Origin of the sequence: Legionella beliardensis, assembly GCF_900452395.1 — a bacterium.
In the GTDB taxonomy this organism is placed as follows: Bacteria; Pseudomonadota; Gammaproteobacteria; order Legionellales; family Legionellaceae; genus Legionella_C; species Legionella_C beliardensis.
The window spans coordinates 1-21,068 of sequence record NZ_UGNV01000005.1 but is presented as its reverse complement, the minus strand read 5'-3'; the positions used below and the strand labels follow the sequence as shown (position 1 = coordinate 21,068).

The following is a 21,068-nucleotide window of genomic DNA, read 5'->3' as shown; positions in this document are numbered from 1 at the left end:
GAGAGAGAAATGGATTTTAAACAGCACCAAAGTCGATTAAGCCACTTGTCAGCCCGATTTAATTTGATGGTGGTGCTTGTTTTTGGCTTGTTGGTGTCTAATGTCTTGTTATCGTGCTTTCTTTACCACACGTGGGCTCATCACACCGTTGAAATCACGCCCTTTTCAGGAAACCCTGGCTACTTTAAATCAGCATCCCATGTCGATAGCCATTATTTAAGTTTAATGGCTGAGAATTTTATCAATGAGCGTTTAAACGTCACCCCTGAAACCGTTGATGCCAATCACAAGCGCTTACTTTCGTTTGTCAATTACCAACGCTATCCAAGCTTATTAAAATTGTTAACCCAAGAGGCGCAAGTGATTAAAGCCAAAAAAATGTCATCCACCTTTGTTATCACCCACATTAAATCAAACTCTCATCAACTGACTGCTGTGGTGTCAGGTGTGTTGAAGCGCTATGTGGGCCTGCAGGCATTAAGTGAAGAACGTAAAGCCTACCGACTGGCGTTTCAATATAAAAACAACCGACTGTCCATTCTTACATTTAGTACCTGCAAGGAGCGGGAACATGCGTAAACTTTTAAGTGTTGCCTTAACCTTATTAACAACGGCTGCCCTGAGTAGCAGCATACCCATTAAAGACAACAGTGACGTTGCCTTAACGCTTGCAAGCAACAACTATAACCGCATTGTGGTGCAACAGGACAAAATCATCGAAGCCGTCTTTCCCCCAGGAAGCATGGCTATCAAACGCGATGAGCAAGATGGCTCGGTGTATGTGATGTTGGCTTCACCAACGCCCTTTACCTTGTTTTTATCCACCGAATCTGGACGGCATTTCTCAGTGACCCTAAATGGCGAGGCGTCCTTAGGGAAAACCATTGAGCTTGTCCCGCAGGCGCAACCTTTCACGAAAACCGCTCAGCCTGTTGGAACCACGCCTTTTAAACGTGCGGCTAATCTCGCGGTGCCGGAGGCTATTCTTGCGATGCTTAATCACATGGAACAACAAAAACCTTTTGCGGATGTGCGCATCACACGCCACGTTGGTAAGGCGTTGCGTTGGTCAAAAGGATTAACCCTGTTGCCCAAAGAGTCTTGGGTAAGCCCGCTCCTAAAAGGGGAGGCCATTGAACTGTATAACGGCGGCAAAGAAACGTTGACCTTGGCTGAAGCGTGGTTTGCCAAGGCAGGGACGCTAGCGATTAAATTTTCAAAGCCTAGCATTCGCCCGCAAGAACGCGCCATGCTCTACCAAGTAGAAGAGGTTTCTCATGGCTAATTGGCAATTGAATACACGGGTGTTAAGGAGCCAGGTACGCACCTTGTTGCTAGCAGGCGGCGGACTCTTTTTTCTGGTTGCTGTAATGGCTATTCTTTTGGTCGATGGTGGGTCTCAAAAAACACCCTTAGCAAAAAACACCGTCGATTTAACAGGCATCATTGATGAACCCTTTACGGACGGGGCAACAGATAACGCACTCACTGCCCAGCAAACGGAATTGGAAACCCTTAAAAAACAAGTAAGCGTCTTAACGGCGCATCTTAAAGCGATGGGAAAGGCGCATGAGCGCCAATTACAAGCGCAAAAAGACGAACTCGCATCCCAGGTTAAGACGTTAATTTTAGCGAGTCAAGAAAAAAAGAGCGCTTCTAAAACGCAGCAAAACGTGCCTTCCGAATTGACAGACGTGCAAAACCCAAAGCTTTGGCATAACCCTAATACGTATGCGATGAACTCGATGATAAAGAGCAGCAACACCTTATCTGATGCGAGCTTACGAATTAACTTGGTGTCCTTTAAACCGAAACGGCGATTTGCTCAGGTAACGCCTGACTCTTATTTAAATCCTGCACATTACGTCCCTTCAAATACCTCGGTGCGGGCCATTGTTTTGGGTGGTGCTGATGCCGATGCCTCGGTAAACGGTCAATCAAAAAATAATGGCGTCATGCTCTTTAAGTTCTTAGAAGACGGCACGTTACCCAATGGCCAGCGCTCACGTCTTAAAGGGTGTCGAGTAAGTGCCAACTCGTATGGCGATATTTCGAGCGAACGTGCCTTTGCCACGTTGTATCGTTTGTCGTGCGCGCATCCTGGGGCGCCCATCATTGATAAAGAAGTCACCGGTTGGGTGTTTTTCAATGGCAAAGTAGGGATTAAGGGGCAGCCTTTGATGCGAGATAATAAAGTCATGACTTGGGCAGGCATTAGTGGGGCGTTATCAGGCATCGCCTCTGCCGCGCAATATGCGCAAAGCATTCAAAACATTGGCCCTTATGGGGCAAGCTCTGTGATGCCTTCCAGTCAAATTGCACCGTTTGCCGCTTACGGTGGGGCCTCAAAAGCCGCTGATACCTTATCTGCTTATTATGTGAAACGCGCCGAGCAATACCATCCGGTCATTCAAGTAGGCAGTGGCAATGTGGTGACTATTGTCTTTAAAGACGGGTTTTATTTAGAGCCTGATGAAGATAAGAGTCAGCACGCCAAAACCCGGGTTAGTGCAGAAGAAACACGCGCCCTGATTGCTCGCGATAATGAAGACCCGTCGGCGATGAATTTTACCGTGCCGCCTCAAGTATTAGGGAAAATTGATAGGTCAAATACATTAAGTCGTCAGGACGTGGGAGGGTTTTAATGCGTAATGCTTCTTTGTTTTTGTTGATATTGCTTGCCACCTGCTTGAGTGGCTGTGGCACGATGAATGCCAACTTCAGTTGCCAGGCAACGGCAGGGGATTCTTGTTTAACGATTGAGCAAGTCGATGCCATGACGCGTTTTGCTGATGAGGCGCGGCCGGCCTCATCCAGAAAAAATGTGCTTCAGACTAAGAAAGGCAGCGCTTACCCGCAAGGGCAGCGGATTGTACTGCCTCATGGCCAATCAGTCTGGGTGACGAAACACGTGAAGGAGACAGCATGGGGTTAAACGTCACGCAGTGGCGCGATAAAGCACGCACGCTTTTATACAGCGCAAGCCAGCGCCTTGGCGAAACCGCCGGCATTAAGCCCGAATCGCTTCATCATCAGCAACAAGCACGCGATTCGTTAAGGATGGATTTGCCCGCGCTTAAGGGACTTTTACCGTATGAAACCGTGACTGATGCGGGGTTTTTTGTCAATCGAAGCTCGATGGGGTTTGGTTTGCGGCTAATGCCTGCTAGTGGGGCTGATGAGTCGCTCATGAAAAGCCTTGCGCAAACGTTTAAAAACAAATTAACGCCTGGCACCGATTGCACGGTGCTTTTGTATAAACACCCCTGGCTTGAAACAAGCCTTGCCCAAAACTATCAACCTATTTTAAATCAAGGCGGAATTTATGCAGAACTTGCACGCCTAAGCCTTAAATACCATTTAAATGCCATTAAAAAGGGGTATAAAAATGGTCGTAATATTCCTGCAGGCTTAAGTGATTATTGCTGCTACCTCTTTATTTCAAGGCCCATGCAGTCTGGGGTCGATAAGCAACTATGCGATTTAAGAGAGGATTTTGTCTCTGAATTTAAGGTCGCAGGATTTAGTTTAAAAGAGTGTGAAGCAGATGAGTTTAAAGTACTTTTGCGCACCTTAGTCTCTCCTAACTTTAATGATTTTTCATGGCCTGTGGTTCACGGGGATTCATTATTGATGAGTGATGTGGTACCCAATCCAACGGCGGTGTATGAAATCGGTGATGAAGCAATTGAGGTGTCTATTGCCGATGGTGACGGGGTACTTCAGCGTACCAAACTGATTAATTGTGAAATCACCCATTACCCAAACACACCGTTTGCACTCTGGCAAACACCCGATTTGTTTGCCAATTTATTGCAGCCCGAGCAAGGCATTGATTGCCCCTTTTTGATTTCCTTCACTGTGCGTGGTGTCAATCAAGAAAAGATGAAAGCGCATGCTAAGGCGCGTGCCAAATCCTTAAATGCGAACAACAACGCGGTGCAGGCGTTTATTAACCCAAGCATTAGAGAGGAGGCCGCCGAGTGGCAGCTGGTGCATGACCATGCCTCTCGGGGCGACTTATCCCTTTTGCCGACGTTTTACAATGTGTTGTTGTATACCACGGAAAATAACGCGCGTGAGCAGGTGGCTAAAGCGATTGCAAGCTTTAGACAGATGGGGTTTACGCTTCATGTGAGCCGCTGCAAGCAGTGGTTGAGGTTTTTAGGTAGTTTGCCTTTCATGCCCACCGAAGGGCTTTTTTCAAGTCTCGCGCTTTTAGGCATGATTAAAAAATTAACGCATTTGAATGTGGCTAATTTACTCCCCGTGGTCGCTGATTTTAAAGGGGCAGGCCAGGGTCTTCTGGTGCCTACTTATCGCCATCAGCTTTTTTATTTAAATACCTTTGATGACCGGGTGTTGCCCATCACCAATTTTAATCGCTTAACGGTAGCTAGCACTGGGGCAGGTAAATCGTTTTTCGAGCAAGCACAAATTTTAGATGGCTTATCACGTGGGCAGCAAATTTTTGTCATTGATTTAGGGGGCTCGTACAAGCATTTATGTGACATGGTCGGTGGCAGCTACCTTGATGCCTCCACGTTAACATTAAATCCGTTTACGCTCTTTGATTTTGATGGCGTCACGGAGATAGACGGCGCGCGGCTTAATGATTACATTCAAATTAGGGATTTGCTAGCCATCATGGCAAGCCCCTCAGAAGCGCTAGGTGAGGTGCAAAAAGCGTGGTTATTAGACGCTGTGATGGCCTGTTGGCAAGCACACGGCAGGCAGGCCAAAATGGATGATGTCTTAAACACCTTAAATGACTTGTTACAAAAGCCTGAATCAAGGGATGACCGCCGACTTAAAGATTTGCTGATTTTGCTTGAAAAGTATGGCAGTAGGGGGCTTTACGGCAAGATGTTTAACAGCGACACCCCGCTATTAAATAGTTCCAATTTTGTGGTGCTTGAAATGGGTGAGTTAGAAACCAATCCTGAGCTTTTGACCATTGTCATGTTTGTGATGATTGTCATTATCCAAGGGCAATTTTATCACGCTGACCGAAAACGCGAAAAGCGCTGCATCATTGACGAAGCTTGGCGGTTTTTGGCCAATGGCTCTAATCCAATTTGTGCAGCATTCATCGAGCAAGGTTTTAGGACAGCACGAAAACACCGAGGCGGCTTTGCAGTCATCACCCAAAACTTACTAGACACCATGAATACCCTGCAAGGGCGTGCCATTGCGGCCAGCAGTGATACCAAAATCATCATGCGTCAGGGCGCCTTTAAGCAGTATTTGGAAGAGCACCCCACCCACTTTAGCCCGCTAGAGGCAGAAGTCATTGAGTCGTTTGGTGAGGCGAAAACCCAAGGGTTTTCTAATTTAATGATTCAGTTTGGCAACGTCACCACGTTTCATCGTTATTTTTGTGACCCCTTTTTACGCGTGCTTTTTTCAACCTCCGGTGAAGAAGTCAGTGCCATTGAAACCTTGGTCAATCAAGGGCTACCCCTTCATGAGACCATACAACAGGTGGCACACCACTACTATGGGGAGGAATTATGCGATTAATACTTCCTGCGATAGTGTTAGTTTTGGTCGTCCTTTTGGTAAGCATGACGCTTTATACGCTTAAGCCTTCTGAGCGCATTGCGTTTTTTAACAAAGAGGCGGTCTATGGCCAATTGATTCGACAATTAGCAGAGCGTAAAGCCACCGAGGCCCAAGTGGCGCAAACAACCCGGCGGTTTCACGCGGTTTTAAGCCAAACCTTAGCGCACTACACCAAACGTCATCAGGTAGTGATTTTAGACCAAAAACTGGTGCTGGCGGGTGGCCTTGATGTCACTACAGAAGTTACGGCTGAATTAAGTCAGGCCATGAGGAAGGCATCATGAAGCGATTCTTGTCCTTAATAATGATGCTGTGGGGCGGGTCGGTGTCTGCAAAATCTTTTGGTGTCGTAGGTGAGGTGTTTCCGGTTGCAGAGAAAAGTTTCTTAGTGCTGATTTATGAGCGTTTGCAGGCATTGACGGCAAGTGGTGAACTGGACGCACTTAACCAGCGTTGGGTGCAAACAGTGGCTTTTCATGCAAACAGGCCAACTGCCTTAGGCCTTAAACGAACTGACCGCTCAATCACTCATGATTATTATCCTGAGGTGACATTAAGTGCAGACATCTTAGATGACCGTGGGCGCCTTTTGTATGCTAAAGGAACGCAAATAAATGCACTTGAACGTCTGCCTGCCTATCAACCCTGCTGGTTATTTTTTAATAGTGAAGATGAGGCGCAGCTTCATTGGGCAGCGCAGCAAAAAGTAACCTGTAACAATCCAAAATTCATTTTAACAGGCGGTAGCGTTCAGGCTGCTGAACAGAAGCTGCAAGCGGTCATTTATTTCGACCAAGCAGGGCGCATAACCACTAAGCTCGCCATTTTACATGTGCCGGCCCTTGTCAAGCGAGCAGGCAATCGCTTAACGGTTGTGGAACAAGCAATTAAGGAAAATGGCGATGTGCTCTAGATTCCTGTTATTGATGCTTTGCCTTTCACTGTCTTGTTTGGCCGAAGGCAAGCAATGCACCGGTCATTTTGTCAATCCCATTGCCGATGTGTGCTGGCGTTGCTTGTTTCCTTTGTCTATTAGTAACACGACCGCCGTGCACGCATCACTGCCGGACTCGCCCAATGCTGCCAGTCCCATCGGTGTTTGCCCCACGGCCCTAGGAATGCGACTTGGGTTAAACATTGGCTTTTGGGAGCCTATGGCGCTCACCGATGTGACCGATACGCCGTATTGTCTCGTAAATCTTGGCGGCACGCGCTTAAACTTAGGCTTAAAGCAAGGCCGTGGCGGCCGTCACACAGTAGGCAATGGGCAGCAACGCGCTTTTTTTCATGTGCATTGGTATAAATACCCACTCATTAACTGGTTAAATCTCATTACGTCTGTTGGCTGCTTACAGCAAGGCGATTTTGACATGGCCTACCTCACGGAACTTGACCCCACGTGGCAAGATTCAGAAATGAGCTTTGTGTTAAGCCCCGAATCGATGTTGTTTGGTAACCCCATTGCAGCCGTTTCATGCGGCGCTGATGCCCTGTCATCAACCTTAGCCAATAAGCCTAAGGATAGCCTGTTTTGGTGTGCTGGCAGCCAAGGCACCCATTACCCAATGACAGGACACGTCAATGCTGCCCTATCTCCGGTGCAAACCGCACTTCTCTTAACGGAGCGCTTAAATTACAAAATGCATCGTGAGTGGTTGATTGCCGATTCAAGCCCAAATGCAAATGCGATTTGCACGGAACACTATTATGCCATGACGCCTAAATCGCGCTACCGCTATGAGCTAGTTAATCAGGTGGCTGACGGGAAGCACTGCTACCCATCAGGACACAGTACGCTTACCTGGGAAGCTGGAAAAATTAAACCGCATACCCCTGACCAGTACGGGTTTTTGGTGTGGCGAAAACGTAATTGCACGTTTCTTTAACCAGGAGTAAATGATGTTAAGCAAAGGAATGGGGGTGCTTGTTGGGTGTCTTGCCATGACCTCACTGTGTGCGAGCACGGTGTCAGTCTTTGTGAGTTTTTCCATGCCGGAGATGCTTTTAGAAGAGACGCTAAAAGAAAGTAGCCTTTTGCACATTCCTGTGTATTTAAACGGACTGTACCAGGATTCAATGCCAGAAACCGCCTTAAAAATAATGGCATTAAGTGCGCGTGTTCCAAACTTAACGCTGCAAATTGATCCCACCTTATTTGAGCAGTTTGGTATCCAGCAAGTACCTGCCTTAGTCGTTGCCAACGGTGAGGCGTTTGATGTGATTTACGGCAATCTGCCTTTAAAAGAAGGCTTGGCGCGCATGGCAGGAAGGGGAGACAGTGGCTTTTCTGTCACCGAAGCAAGAGGTGTCTTTTGAGTAAGCTAACTTGGGTTTTAGTATGCTGCCTTTACTTGTACAGTGCGTTTGCAGGCAATGCCAGTGAGTTGGATGCCTTGCGTGCGCGCGAGCAAGCACTCAATGCCTTAAAACAGTTTAAGCCAGAAACGGTGTTGAGAGGCTATACAGATAACCCACCGGAGGCAAGCATACCCGTTACCGAAGGCACAAACCCTTTGCCCGAGTTAGGTCATAGTCAGGCCGCCGTGAATGACACAGCCGCCTCTGTGCTTGCACAAGCGTCGCATCCCCATCTTAAAGCAAACCCCAAGGCCTTAGAAATGCAATATGCCGAAGCCCTACTCTCACACGCAGATTCCGTGTTAGAGGGGGTGTGTTATGAACAACCTGCTCACTGCCAAATGGACTTTATGACCAAAACGTGTGAAGACAAGACGAGCTATCGCATGGAGACCTGTGGCAGCACGTTAAGCATTGGTTATAAAACGGCAACTCAATCGGTGAATCGTTATCTCTTTTATGAGAATAAGTCAGGCAATGAGGCACTTCGCAAAACAATTCACCTAAGTGTGTGTGATGGTGAGACACCGGCACCCTTGTGTTCTGCGACTAATCTTATCAGCGTCAGTTCACAATGTATGAAATTAGAAGTCTCGGTGACGCAAGGCGCTATCCCTTTAGCTGTGCTAAAAACGCCCAGTTGCCAAGACCCAACGCTTACCTTTGATTTGTTGTGGGATGAGAGAGCCTTTGGTGGCACGGTCACGTTAACGGTCATTGAAAGCCAATTTGAAGACGATTGGCTGCCTGCCAATTGCAGTCAATATGATGAGAAAATCAAAGAAGGGACCTGTGTAGTCGCTGCCTCTGATTTATGTTTGGAGCCCTATGCCACGCGCGTGATAGATGGGGTGCCGATTACGCGTCCTTGTTGGGGAAAATATACCGTTTATCAGTGCATTGATGGGTTAACGAGCACGTGTGAGCCTTTGCTCTCTGAAGGGTGCGCGCACGTCGAATCTACCTGTACGCTCGCCACCGACAGGCATTGTGATAGGTTTTTACAAACCTTTCGCTGTCCTGTTAATCAGTGTTTTCCAAAACAAACCATTTGCCAACCAAAGATAAATTGCGCAGAAGGTGAGTGTGCTGAAACGCTAGATGAAGCCAGTGACGACATGCCGGAAGGAGTAACTCGCTTAGGAACATTAGCGGATACGGCGAGTGATGTGGCTACCAATCAAGTCAATAGTGGCGAGCCTTCCATTTTTAAAGGCGAAGCGAAGGATTGTGAGTCTTATTTCTTTGGTGCTCATGATTGCTGTCACGATAAAGGATGGGGTAAATGGGTTATCCATTGTCCTAAGGATTTAAAAGCATTGCTCCAAGCAAAGCGGGATAAGCGAGTAAAAAAAATTGGCCATTATAATGACAGTGGTAATAAACACTATGTGTATTGTGTGTTTCCCTCAAAACTTGCAGGCATTGTGCAAATTCAAGGACGCTTTAAGCAACTTCATATTGATTTTGGCAAGCCTAAGTCGCCTGATTGTCGTGGACTTACGCCAGAAGAATTAGAGCGTATTCAGTTTGACGTACTTGATTTGTCAGCGCTCACTGACGATTTTATTCATCGGCAAACCTTACCTAACGCACCTGGAGCAAGCTTGGTCCATGAAGCCAAGGTTAGGCGTTTTTATCAGGAGGGGAAGGCGCATGATTAAAATTCTATTGCTACTTTGTCTATTCATGACACAGGCTTGGGCAGCAGCTGAGAAGGAACCGGCTGGATTTCTCTGGTACAACATTGAAAAAGAAAGGAAAGAAATTGATAAGACCAAACCCTTAAGCATTCCTTTTGAGCGCTTAAGCTATACCGAGCGTGATGCTGTTTTGCGCTTCTACACCATGGAGGCGCTTCATAAAGCACGATACACCAAAAAAGTAGAGGACATGCGCATCTTTTTGGGTCTCCAAGATTACTGGCTTAAAGAGTCTTCACGGTTTAAAGCGCTCTTTCAGCAAACGATGTTGCTGCATCCGGAATATGATTATGCAGTGACGCATCCAATCTCCAATCTTGGCGCCAAAATCACCGATGAAGTGCGAGAGTCTCAAATCATAGAGATTGTAAACCGCTTATCCAAATCCCATGGGCTGTTGCTCTTTTATCGCGGCAAAAGTCCCTATGACTTAAAACAAATACCTATTCTTGCTGATTTTTGTCAGCGATTTCATTTCGTACTCATTCCCGTTAGTGTCGATGGCGTCATTGCCACAGAGCTCACAAGTTCTCGCGTTGATAAAGGGCAGGCAAACCGCTTAGGCGTGCGTTATTTTCCAGCCATTTTATTAGTACATCCTAAGCGCCAATCGGTCACCCCAGTGGCTTATGGGCTGACCACCCAAGATGTCTTGATGGCGCGTTTAGTGTTAGCCGCCACTCAATTTAAAGGAGCGCAAGTATGAAAGGGTATACAGGCGTGGTATTTGCCTTATTGTTTAGCACGGGTTTTGTTTATTCAGCAAATGCGCACTGGTTAACTAACCTAATTGCTACGCGCGAAGGGGCGGCAGTTGGCTTAAGGGTAAAAGCAGCTGATAAAAAGAACGGCTTTTTTAGCGCGCATGGCTTTATTTTATTTTATGCAAGCACGTGCCCCCATTGCCATCAATTTGCGCCAGTCCTTAAGCGTTGGTGCGAGCGTCACCACGCTCAAGTTTTACCGCTTTCATTTGATAATCACGCGTTGCCTGACTTTCCTGACTTCTCAAGTGCCACAACCGAGTGGGTCAATGCTGCCTTTCAAGGCCTTGCCATTCAGTACCCGGCGTTATTTATTTTAAATTTTAAAACGCAAACGTTGTACCCCGTGGGTTTTGGCGCCATGACTGAGAGCGAGCTTAACGCGCGTATGGCAAGTCTGATGCCTAAAATAATTGCCCATGAGCGTGGGGAGAGTCGGCCGTGAACTATTTTATTTTAGCTTTTGGTTTATGTTGCCTGTCCTTTAACGTAAACGCTTCCGTGAGCCTTGACTTAGATAAGTTTTTTAATGGCTTAGGCTATTCGGCTAACCTCACAAGCCCCCAAGCCTTCGAAGCACAAGCGGCCGGTTTTTTTGGTGGCGGCTCGTTGTATGCGCGCAATCAAGTGCGTCAATACCAGCTGGTGCAGTTAGATTTACCGAGTTACCGGGCAGGTTGTGGTGGGATTGATTTATTTACCGGCAGCATGAGTTTTTTGAGTCATCAAAAATTAGTGGATTTGGGAAAGTCTGTCATGACCAATGCCGGTGCGTATGCCGTGGATGTGATGCTTGCCTCCACCGTGCCTGAGCTTAAGCAAGTGCGTGATTATTTACAGCAGCTTGAGCAAATGGCAAATCACGCAAGTATTAATTCTTGTCAGCTGTCGCAAAACATGGTGGGCGGGATTTGGCCAAAGACTGCTGAGAGCCAACAAAAAATATGTAAAGACCAGGCTGCGATGGGAAAGGAAGGGCTGTTCAGTGATTACGTGCAAGCACGCATGGCGTGTTCTGGGAGTAACTTTGATAATGTCATGAAGAAAGCAGCCGCTGATCCAATCCGTAAGAAGCAAGTGGTATTAAACAAAAACCTGGTGTGGTCACTCTTAAAGACGAAATCCTTTTTAAACAGTGACCGAGAGCTTGCCGAAATGGTGATGAGTTTAACCGGCACGTTGATTATTGATAAAGAAGGTAAAGTGACACAAGTGCCCTCGTTGGCAGGGAATGCCGAGTTAATTCATGCGTTGATTGGAACTGGACTTGGTGCCCCGACTGCAAAAATTTGGCGCTGTAAGGATGTGAGTGCGGAAAGCCTGTGCCTGCAAGTCAGTTTGCAAGACATCACCATTCCTGAAGCATCAACACTTACTTACAAGGTTCGAGAGATTATTCGCACCATTAACACCAAGCTCATTGACGATGAAAAGCCAGGCAAACGCGAGCTTAATTTTTTGAGCTTAACCTCCCTGCCGGTGATGAAATTTTTAGCTGTTTTAAACGGCATGCACATGGGCAGTAGTGCGGTGGACATTGAAGAATATTCGACGCTGATTGCGCAGGATTTACTCACTAATTATTTAACGAGCTTACTTACTGAAGTGAAGATGGCAACGGCAGGCTCTGAATTAAATACTGATTTGGTCAAAGAAATTCAAAAACGAATCACTATTGCCACCACGCGTGTTTCCTCGCTTGACTCAAAAGTAGGTCGAAAATTGAAAGAGAAGCTCGCGCTCGTTGAAAGGATGGCGCAAGTTGAAAAACAGGTGGCTGCAAACATGAGCAATACCGTGACATAAGGAGTGTGGCAAATGATAACGATTCATGTCTTAGCAGGCGGTGAATTATTCCAACACGTGCTTAATGCCATGAGCACCTTTATGAAGCAGGATAGCTTTTTAGGGTTACTGCGCGTCACGGCCTTAATAGGCATTGTGATGGCAACCGCAGGCTTTCTTAAAACCCGTGACCCAATGGCATTTGCGCGTTGGTTTTTAGGCTATGTGCTTTTTGTTAATCTCGTGCTGCTACCTAAAACTTCCGTGCTGATTGATGATATTTCGTCACAAACACCAAAGCTGGTAGGCAATGTGCCTGTCGTGTTTGCACTAAGTGCAAGTCTTTTCACCACCATCGGTTATGGTCTGGCACAAAGCTATGATGCGCTGCTTTCGATGCCTAATGATTTAAAATATACACAAACAGGCGCCCTTTTTGGTTCGCGCTTAATTCAAGCCTCGAGCGCTTTTCGTATTAAAGATCCCATGCTCAAAGAAGAAATGAATAACTATTTCAGAAATTGTGTCGTAGGCGATATTCGCATCAATCGCAAATACAGTGTGGGTGATTTAACTCACGCTCCTGATATCTGGAAACTCATTAGCGCAAAACCCTCCCCGCTTCGCATGGTTAATGTCAATAACAAACTGGTTACTTGCGAACTTGCTTCAAAGCCTACTGGCCGCTACAGTTTACGTAAGAAACTAGACGATGAGATTAAAAAAGCTTACCGCTTTTTTGGGATTAATTTGTTTGGCAAACCTAAAAAAACAACCTATGAAGCACTTTTTAATACCCATTTAAAATCCGCATTTGATTACTACCAAGGGTTAACAGACACAACGAGCAACATTTTTTTACAAAGCATGATGATTAATGCGATGACCGATGGGGTGGCGCATTATCAGGCGTTTACCGATGCCACGGCCGGTGTCGTTAATCAGCAATTTACCAAGTCTCAAGTTCAGCACAGGTGGAGTTGGGAAGTGCTAGGCCAAAAAGCACTTTGGATTTTGCCCATTACCCATACCTGTTTGACCCTTTTGTTATTTGGCGTGTTTCCCTTGATTATTGCCTTAGCTACCTTACCAGGTGGCGTAAGAATTATCTACGGCTACCTGCAGTTTTTTATGTCCTTGCAATTTTGGCCGGTACTCTTTGCAATTCTCAATGCCGGTATGACGATTTATGGTGCAACCTCTTCCAGTGAGTATGGTCAATTTACAATGGTCAATCTTGATAAAATCGATGAGCTCCATGCCGATATTTCAGGTGCTTGCGGGTATTTGATGATGCTCATTCCCTTCTTATCGCATGGTTTGGTGTCTAATTTGGGGGGTGCGTTTAGTAATTTAGCAACCAGTATGATGAGTCATATGCAAGGCTCCAGCATGTCGGTAGCAGGGGAAGCGGCCAGTGCCTCATTTGGGCTTGGGCAAACCAGTTTTTATAACACGACTGCTAATAATTTCTCAGCTAATAAACATGATTCCAATTGGACACACATGCACGGTATGTACACAGAACAATTAGGAAGTGGGGTATTAAAAACTATTACCGGCGGTGGTGATGCTGTTTTTGATGTGAGTTCCGGCATGACTAAAAGTCATATTCATATTGCCGACTCCAAAGCATTAACAGGCTCATTGAACCAGGCCTATGAGCAATCAACGCAGGCAGCTGCTAATGAGGGTAAAGCCTATCAATCCGCTTTAAGTAATTTTGCTCATCGCGCACTCGCCCTGTCTCAATTATCTGGGCACGATATGCGTCTTGGCGATGGAATTAGTTCTTCTGATTCCGCTCAATATTCCAGTGCGCTCTCTCAAATGTCACGGATTGCCGAGGATGTTGCTAATCGTCATGGCATAAGCAAAGAAGATGCTTTTGCCGCCATGACTAGTGGTGGCCATGGTATTTCAACTGGCATTGACCTTCAAAAAAGTATTGCTGGAAGAATATTTGGTATTAAAGGGGGCGGGGATGTGCACCTTAACTACAATCGCAGTTCAACTAATGCTTATCGAGCACAAGAGGGTTATGACAAGGTCGTTTCTGCACAGGAGGCCGAAGATTTTAATAAAGCAAGCCAGTATGTTTCACAGTTCGCTAAAACCCATCATTTTGATGACTCTCATTCAGAAGCCGCCTCGCTATCTAATCAAATAGGCGTTGATATAAGAGAGGCTGAAAATAGAAGTCATAACTATGATGTATCTCATGCTCGGGCTATGCGAATTGCAGAGGCTAAACACTATGTGGAATCAAAATCCGAGCAAATTACGTCCGATCTCAATCAAGCGTTTCCATCGTTTGTTGCATCCAAGGTGGGTAAGGCTCATCGCGATCACTTGTTTGCGCGTCCCGGAGATATGAGGTCAATACAGGAATTAGAAGGATTGGCGAGCGCATTTGTTAATTCTAAGCGTGAGCAATTAATCGCAGAATATAACCCGCAAGAATCATCTCATGCGCTGGACGTATTTTATCAGAATGAAAGCAACGCTTTAAACCTGAAAAGTAATAACATGGAAACGAATTATCAAAAAAAGAATGATTCGTTAGCTAATAGTATTAAAACACTGGGAATCGGTATTGATGATAACAGGAAAAATAACTTAGTGAACCAGGTCGATGCCCAAGTAAATGAGATTTATAGGCACCATAAAACGAATGAAAAACTAAGTTCGTCTGAACATATTTTGGAAACGAAAGCCATGCGCATGAACGAATACAAAGAAAAAGAACCAGTTTGGAAATATGATGCCACAACCGGCGTTATTCCAGGGCATGCCGTGGATAAAGGAAAAGAGACAATAAGTGAGTTTTTTAAAGGAGGAAAATGACATGATGGGCGATTTAGAAAAGGTTCTCGCCACAGATTTGGAGGCGCTAAAGCATCTGGACTTAAGCATTATTTCCGCTAGCGCGTACTACGGACGCTTGTTGAGTGGTTGGCTCTTTTTATTTGCGCTACTTCTTGCAATTCAATCTGCAGCCTGTTTTTTTGCTATCACGATACAGGCGTGGGATTATGCACCTCATGCTGAGCGATGGGAAAAATCCAGTATGGAGCATGAGAATAGGGAAGATTTAAGTCGTCATAGCTTCGCTACCCTGCATGATCTAAGATGGAAATTTCCTGATGCCAGTGAAGAGGAACTTAAACTAATTCAAAAAGAAAAAGAGCGCAGATGGGAAGAGGGGTTTGTTAAACGCAAGAAAGAACGTGAACTTACATACAAAGAGGCCCGCCTTGATGAGCATGCTTTGCTAACAGCAAAAATGGTATTTGGTGTGTTCTTTTCATCCTTACTGATGTCGCTGTTTGGCTTAGGCTTTATTAAAAATTACATCATTTTCAAACTTCAAATCAGCCCAAAGCTTCGAACTGGTGCATACCTTATTAAAAAAACGAAATGGGCTTTCACTGGATTCTTTTTAATTTTTGGCGTGTTTACATTTGTTTTTATCCCGCTCTTTGAACAGGATGTTGTATTTTTCTCAAGTATTCCCTGCTTGATTATAGCAGCCATTGCAACCAGCATAGCAGTTAATATGGAGGTAAGCCGAATTGGGGTGAGTGTGCTGTCAAAAGCCATTTCTAACTTCTTTTATAAAGAAAAAGAGCGTGTCTGATGAGCAAAGAGCCTAATTTCAAACACTACACGCGTGGCGGACAAATCAGTTTCCACAATCTTCGCATGTGGGATCAAATTACCAAAACATTGAGTCTAATTTGTCTTTTTCTTTGGATTATTTTTACGGCTTTTCTCACCTGGCTTTTTATTCCTTTAGAAAAAATAACGCATACAGCAGCGTTTTATTATGCCCACTTTTTAAGAGTTGTAGGCCAAAATCATATTTTTGAACTGTCATTCCATGGTAAAACGTATAAACAAACGGTTGATTCAATTTTACACTATCCTTACTATCAAGATACTGCAAACCAGGTGATTAATAGTCTTGGCAAGTCTGCTTTTTGGGCTTTTTGTTTCTCTTTTATTTTGGGATTAGGTTTAGCTTCTTATTTTATTAAACGGGGAAAAACACAAAGCGCAAGCCAATTTGTTCGTGGCAGTCAACTTCAAAATGCCACTGAAGTAAAAAAGAAAATCTTTTGTGATAAAGCACATTCAGATATTACGATTGATAAATTTCCCCTTATCAAAGACAGTGAAGTCCAGCATGTGCTAGTACATGGCACTGTAGGCACTGGAAAAAGCCAGCTCATCATGAAAATAATGGATTGCCTTCGAAAAAGAGGCGATCGGGTGATTGTCTATGATAAGGGTTGTTCGTTTATTCCGCACTATTATCAAAACGAATTGGATGTCATTTTAAATCCTTTTGATAAGCGTTGTGCTAATTGGGATATGTGGCTAGAGGCACCCCGCGATTCTGATTTTGAAAACATGGCTGAAAGCGCAATTCCTATGCATGGAGAATCAGATCCCTTTTGGGTCAATGCGTCACGAACCGTTTTTTCATGCTTAAGCGCAGTGATGCGCCATCACCCTGAGCGCTCACTTGAAAAATTCTTGAAATTGATTTTAACCGATGAGTTTTCGGCACTCGAAGAGCATTTACAAGGAACCCCAGCAGCCACTCTTGTCAGTGGTAAAATTGAAAAAACCGCTATTTCTATTCGTGCAACGCTTACAACCTATTTGAAATCTTTCTCGGCATTGGCAGAACTTAATCAAGAGGGGAAGAAGCCTTTCTCTATTCGGGATTACATTCTTGATGAACAACAAAAAGGCTGGCTTTTTATTTCATCCAATGGTGAAACGCATAAGTCACTCAAACCTTTAATTTCGATGTGGTTAGCCCAAGCATCCCTTGCCCTGTTGAGCCTAGCACCTGATAGAAGCAGACGAATCTGGTTTATCTGTGATGAATTACCAAGCCTCCATAAATTGCCTCTCCTTGGTGAGACGATTGCTGAGGTACGCAAATTTGGTGGTTGCTTTCTTTTAGGCATGCAAAGTTTTTCACAGCTTACCAAAGTTTACGGCCAGGCAGGTGCTAAAGAAATTTTCGATTTATTAAATACGCGCTTTTTCTTTCGAAGCCCCAGCGCAGAGATGGCGCGTCTCGTGGCTTCAGAACTTGGAGAAGAGGAGATCGAAGAATCACGCGAAAACTATTCTTATGGCGCTAACAGTATTAGGGATGGCATTTCGCTTGGGAGCCAGCGGGTGACACGCCCAATCGTGTCCTATCCGCAAATTATGGAACTTAAAGACCTACACTGCTTTGTGCGTTTACCAGGACACTATCCAATTACGGCGTTATCACTTGATTTAGGCTTTAGAGCAACAAAAGATAAGGGTTTTATTGAACGCAGCATGCCAGCAGCCTTTAATTTCTCTCAATTAGCCCCATTTGAGGACAATTTAGAATCCGAAGTAGGCGACTATATGGGGAGCAAAACACTAACAAAAAACAAAATAGATGCCGAGTATCAAAACATCGAGGAACTTAATCTTGAGCCTTTGTAGGTTATGCATCAGAAGGTAAGCTTCAGATCGCTAAGTTATCCTACCCAGCTCTAAAACTTTATTGGATAGGCAGGAAGACAGACGTTTCATTTAGCTTTTTGATGGGAATATCTTTTCTCGCTCAGCTTTCGTTAATTTGCTCCATGAGCGCATTAACGCTTCTCCGGCGGCTAACTTCACTTTTATCTCTTGAGACGGCGCTGTTAAATAATGAAGTGTTAATCCACTGACAACGCCACCTAATAATGCCGCGGCAAAAAACAATCCTGCACCCCAAAATCTTGAGCGATCAAGGTGCGCACGGTGATTAGATAAGTCTGAACTCAACTGGCACAACGCGTTAATGCTGTGGCTAATAGGCTCATAAGTCATATCCCTTACTTGGCTGGCTATCGTCTGGGCGTTTTCCTGAATCGATTGCTTTAATTCGGTTTTAACTCGTTCAACAATCGCGTGCTTGCATGACTTTTCAAATAACTCAAACTGCTTGAGATATTGCTCAAATTGTTTGACAGAATGCGCCATTTGACCTGAAGCAAGCGTAATTATTTCACGTTCTTCATTCAGTTGCCCATAAAGCCCTTTGAGTAACATGACCACTGATTTAAGGTGTTGCAGCGTTTCATGAAAATCACTTTCTATGGGGTTTACAAGGGACATAGGTAATTGGGGCGCGTGTAGCACGTCATCGTCATCTCTGTCTAACATAGGTTACCTTTTATCGTTCTAATTCTTTATCAATCGTTTTTATGCGCACGCGTTGTTGAATATTGTTTTTTAAAAACTGCTCTGCCTGCTTGGCAAGTTCAGGATAGTCCTTTTTAAATGCATTCATACTCTGCGAATCAAGGGGTAATTTATCAATTAAACTGATTAATTCTGCATGTTGTTGTGAGGTAAGTTGATTACCTGCAAGCGCTTTGCTGTATGGCGAGAGCAACGCTGCTAATGATTTGGCTTGGTAATCTGCATTTGAAAGAAGACTATTAGCAAGGTGACGTGCAATATCTGGATTTTCTTTGGTAAACTCGCGCTCAAACGCCTCGAGCTTTTTCTGCTCTAACTGAATATCTCGTCCCATGACGTGATTCATCAGAGATTCAAGTGCGTGTTCTGATGTTCTCCACGGCTCATCCAACGCTGGCGGCCGCGCCGGTATTTTTTCACTAGCAACCCCGCGCTGTCTTGCAAATTCACCTGTCATTTGAGTGTAGTCGCATGTTACGTCTTTGGCACGGTTGCGCTTAAGCACCTGAGCCAATACCTTATCCTCGGCAAATACCTCCCGACTGACAAAGAGTTCGCAACTTTTACGATGACGGGTCATCGCGACATACGTTGAGTGGGCATCATAATGGGTTGTGGGTAACACATAGGCTCGGTCAACCGTTACCCCTTGCGCTTTATACACGGTCGCTGCATAGCCATGTTCTAAATGTTTGTAGTCATGGGTATTGACGTTAACGCGTGGAGGCGTCTTCTTTAAATTATCACAGTCTAGTGCGACAGTGATCATACCCGATTTGGCATTAATCCCTTCAATGGTGCCTAACGTGCCATTAATAACACCTAGACGGTCTTCTCTTTGTAAGAAATAAACGCGGTCATTGATTGCAAAGGCGCGTTCTCCACGTGCCATATTAAAGACGACCTCTTCACCTAATTCACCATCTTTTCGCTTCACGAGGCGCGCCATGTCATTGAGCTCTTTCACATCATTTCGGGTGTAGGCGAGGATAATTTGCGAGTCGGAAGGCGAGGCAATACGGACATCATTCCACTGCTCAATTAAGGCCTGTTTGGCTTCTATTGTGGTTTTAAACCGATGGATATGGTCATAGGAATCATAAGCATGCAATGCCTGCTCTACTTGGCCTTGCGCTAAGTGAAGTGAGGCGTCAACTTGCCAGGGTGTTGTTTGCCGTCTGATTTGATTAAGTTCTGTATATTGATAGTTTTCTGCAATTGCGCGGAATGCAGCACCTGCTTCGATGGCTTGCAGTTGCTGCCAATCACCGACTAACACGAGTTTTGCACGAGCGTTATCGACTTCACGGGTCAGACGTTCCATGGTGCGCGAGCCCAGCATGCCTGCCTCATCTACCACTAAAATATCGCGTGAATTAAGCGTGAGCATGCCGTTGTCCAAACGATAAAAAAGGCTAGCAATGGTTCTTGATTCAATACCTGAGCTATCTCTTAAATTAAGTGCTGAAATGCCTGAAAGGGCGGCCCCTTGTACGCGATACCCTGATTGCTCCCAAACCTCACGCGCAGCGCCTAGAAGGTAGCTTTTCCCAGTACCTGCGTAACCTAAAAGCGACTTCATATTGCCAGCTGATGTTACATAATCCAGTGCCAGTTCTTGTTCTTGGGATAATGTACGATTTAGTTTGGCATTGCGGATTGCGCTGTCATTGACGTCATGTCCCATATGATGATGGAGTCTATCGGCATGGTTCATCAGGGACGCTTCAATAGCCAACATAGTGCGCGTTGAAAAGCGCTGTCTTCCTTGACCATCCTGACCTAAAAGCACCATTTCATCACAGGACTTAACCCGCTCAAACACCAATTTAAATTGGTTAGCATCTTCCGTATGGCGGTTAATAAAACAGGCTAAATCTTGATGAGTAAAGGTAGATTGGTTTCGGGTTATTGCATCTAAAGCAATGTCAGGACGTTCAAAAATTAACTGTCCATTTTCACGTGCAATTCGTTGGTGGTCAGCTAGGCGCGCCATACGCTCTTTAGCACGCTTAGGTCCTATTTTGTATTGAGGCTCTAAGGGTATGCCTTGCTCTTTATAGCTACGGTGGTCTACCCGTTGGTCAACGCCATGCAATGCTAAATGGCGATTTTCCAAGTTAGCCCATTCTTCGCGCCAATGTTCGAGTAAGGCATTATCGTTCCAGGTCCTTTCTTTAAGACCAAATCCTGCTTCATTTACTTCACGTAATGTTAAAAGAATATGCGCATGGGGTTGAGTAAGCCCATCTTCCCCTGTAGGGTTATGAAAGCACACATCTACCACCATGCCGCGTGCAACAAATTCAGTGTTAACAAACTCACGCACTAGTTCAATATTCTGCGTAATACTTAATTCACGGGGAAGAGCAAGTTGGACTTCGCGAGCAAGTTGTGCATCCTTTCGTTTTTCATGCTGCTCTATGGCATTCCATAATTGCGAGCGAGCGCTCATCCAAAGAGGTGCGTTGGTAGGTAATAAAATTTCTTTATGAACGACTTCATTTTTATCGGTAAAATCGTAGATAACGCCCGTGCGCTCATCAACCAATTCCTCACCCGCTCGGTAGGCGCTGGCAGCAACAATACTTCGTCCCTGTGAGCGTGAAATGATTTGAGCACTGAAGCGATAGATGGCCAT

18 protein-coding genes are annotated in these 21,068 nt (G+C 45.2%); 16 read left to right on the top strand and 2 right to left on the bottom strand.

The window, feature by feature from the left end; all coding sequences use genetic code 11:
• Window positions 1-9: 9 nt before the first annotated feature.
• From traE to traD, 16 genes are read left to right on the top strand one after another with little or no spacing between them, the layout of a single operon-like run.
• On the top strand, window positions 10-579 hold the full coding sequence (gene traE / locus DYE47_RS15255) for a type IV conjugative transfer system protein TraE (protein ID WP_115304308.1): 570 nt from the start codon (window positions 10-12) through the stop codon (window positions 577-579).
• Entirely contained in the window at window positions 572-1,285 is a 714-nt protein-coding gene (gene traK, locus DYE47_RS15250; protein WP_115304307.1) for a type-F conjugative transfer system secretin TraK, read from the top strand. The genes traE and traK overlap by 8 nt, the downstream gene beginning before the upstream one ends.
• Window positions 1,278-2,645: a TrbI/VirB10 family protein gene (locus tag DYE47_RS15245; RefSeq protein ID WP_115304306.1), complete on the top strand. Its 1,368-nt coding sequence runs from the start codon at window positions 1,278-1,280 to the stop codon at window positions 2,643-2,645. Before traK ends, DYE47_RS15245 begins: the two co-directional genes overlap by 8 nt.
• Complete coding sequence (locus tag DYE47_RS15240; RefSeq protein ID WP_115304305.1) at window positions 2,645-2,935, top strand: TraV family lipoprotein; 291 nt, start codon at window positions 2,645-2,647, stop codon at window positions 2,933-2,935. The genes DYE47_RS15245 and DYE47_RS15240 overlap by 1 nt, the downstream gene beginning before the upstream one ends.
• On the top strand, window positions 2,926-5,523 hold the full coding sequence (traC, locus tag DYE47_RS15235) for a type IV secretion system protein TraC (protein WP_115304304.1): 2,598 nt from the start codon (window positions 2,926-2,928) through the stop codon (window positions 5,521-5,523). Before DYE47_RS15240 ends, traC begins: the two co-directional genes overlap by 10 nt.
• Window positions 5,514-5,849, top strand: a complete 336-nt coding sequence (locus DYE47_RS15230) for a TrbI F-type domain-containing protein (RefSeq protein ID WP_115304303.1) — start codon at window positions 5,514-5,516, stop codon at window positions 5,847-5,849. Before traC ends, DYE47_RS15230 begins: the two co-directional genes overlap by 10 nt.
• On the top strand, window positions 5,846-6,478 hold the full coding sequence (gene traW / locus DYE47_RS15225) for a type-F conjugative transfer system protein TraW (protein ID WP_165482085.1): 633 nt from the start codon (window positions 5,846-5,848) through the stop codon (window positions 6,476-6,478). The genes DYE47_RS15230 and traW overlap by 4 nt, the downstream gene beginning before the upstream one ends.
• Window positions 6,468-7,451, top strand: coding sequence for a conjugal transfer pilus assembly protein TraU (traU, locus tag DYE47_RS15220; protein WP_115304302.1), 984 nt, complete (start codon window positions 6,468-6,470; stop codon window positions 7,449-7,451). The genes traW and traU overlap by 11 nt, the downstream gene beginning before the upstream one ends.
• A 10-nt stretch (window positions 7,452-7,461) precedes the next feature.
• Complete coding sequence (gene trbC / locus DYE47_RS15215) at window positions 7,462-7,881, top strand: type-F conjugative transfer system pilin assembly protein TrbC (protein ID WP_341273408.1); 420 nt, start codon at window positions 7,462-7,464, stop codon at window positions 7,879-7,881.
• Complete coding sequence (gene traN / locus DYE47_RS15210; protein ID WP_115304300.1) at window positions 7,878-9,587, top strand: conjugal transfer protein TraN; 1,710 nt, start codon at window positions 7,878-7,880, stop codon at window positions 9,585-9,587. Before trbC ends, traN begins: the two co-directional genes overlap by 4 nt.
• Window positions 9,538-10,332: a type-F conjugative transfer system pilin assembly protein TraF gene (gene traF, locus DYE47_RS15205; RefSeq protein ID WP_242604267.1), complete on the top strand. Its 795-nt coding sequence runs from the start codon at window positions 9,538-9,540 to the stop codon at window positions 10,330-10,332. Before traN ends, traF begins: the two co-directional genes overlap by 50 nt.
• Entirely contained in the window at window positions 10,329-10,835 is a 507-nt protein-coding gene (trbB, locus tag DYE47_RS15200; RefSeq protein WP_115304298.1) for a type-F conjugative transfer system pilin assembly thiol-disulfide isomerase TrbB, read from the top strand. The genes traF and trbB overlap by 4 nt, the downstream gene beginning before the upstream one ends.
• Entirely contained in the window at window positions 10,832-12,196 is a 1,365-nt protein-coding gene (locus DYE47_RS15195) for a conjugal transfer protein TraH (RefSeq protein ID WP_115304297.1), read from the top strand. The genes trbB and DYE47_RS15195 overlap by 4 nt, the downstream gene beginning before the upstream one ends.
• Window positions 12,197-12,208: 12 nt before the next feature.
• Window positions 12,209-15,022, top strand: coding sequence for a conjugal transfer mating-pair stabilization protein TraG (gene traG / locus DYE47_RS15190; RefSeq protein WP_115304296.1), 2,814 nt, complete (start codon window positions 12,209-12,211; stop codon window positions 15,020-15,022).
• A 1-nt stretch (window position 15,023) separates the two neighbouring features.
• Window positions 15,024-15,815 (top strand): hypothetical protein, encoded by a 792-nt coding sequence (locus DYE47_RS15185; protein ID WP_115304295.1) that lies wholly within the window; start codon window positions 15,024-15,026, stop codon window positions 15,813-15,815.
• A complete protein-coding gene (gene traD / locus DYE47_RS15180; RefSeq protein ID WP_115304294.1) occupies window positions 15,815-17,680 on the top strand; it encodes a type IV conjugative transfer system coupling protein TraD in 1,866 nt (621 codons plus the stop codon). Before DYE47_RS15185 ends, traD begins: the two co-directional genes overlap by 1 nt.
• Before the next feature lie 90 nt (window positions 17,681-17,770).
• Here traD and DYE47_RS15175 read toward each other — a convergent pair whose 3' ends face one another.
• Window positions 17,771-18,388 (bottom strand): hypothetical protein, encoded by a 618-nt coding sequence (locus tag DYE47_RS15175; protein ID WP_115304293.1) that lies wholly within the window; start codon window positions 18,386-18,388, stop codon window positions 17,771-17,773.
• Window positions 18,389-18,398: 10 nt separating this feature from the next.
• A partial coding sequence (gene traA / locus DYE47_RS15170; protein WP_115304292.1) for a Ti-type conjugative transfer relaxase TraA occupies window positions 18,399-21,068 on the bottom strand: 2,670 nt, incomplete at its 5' end.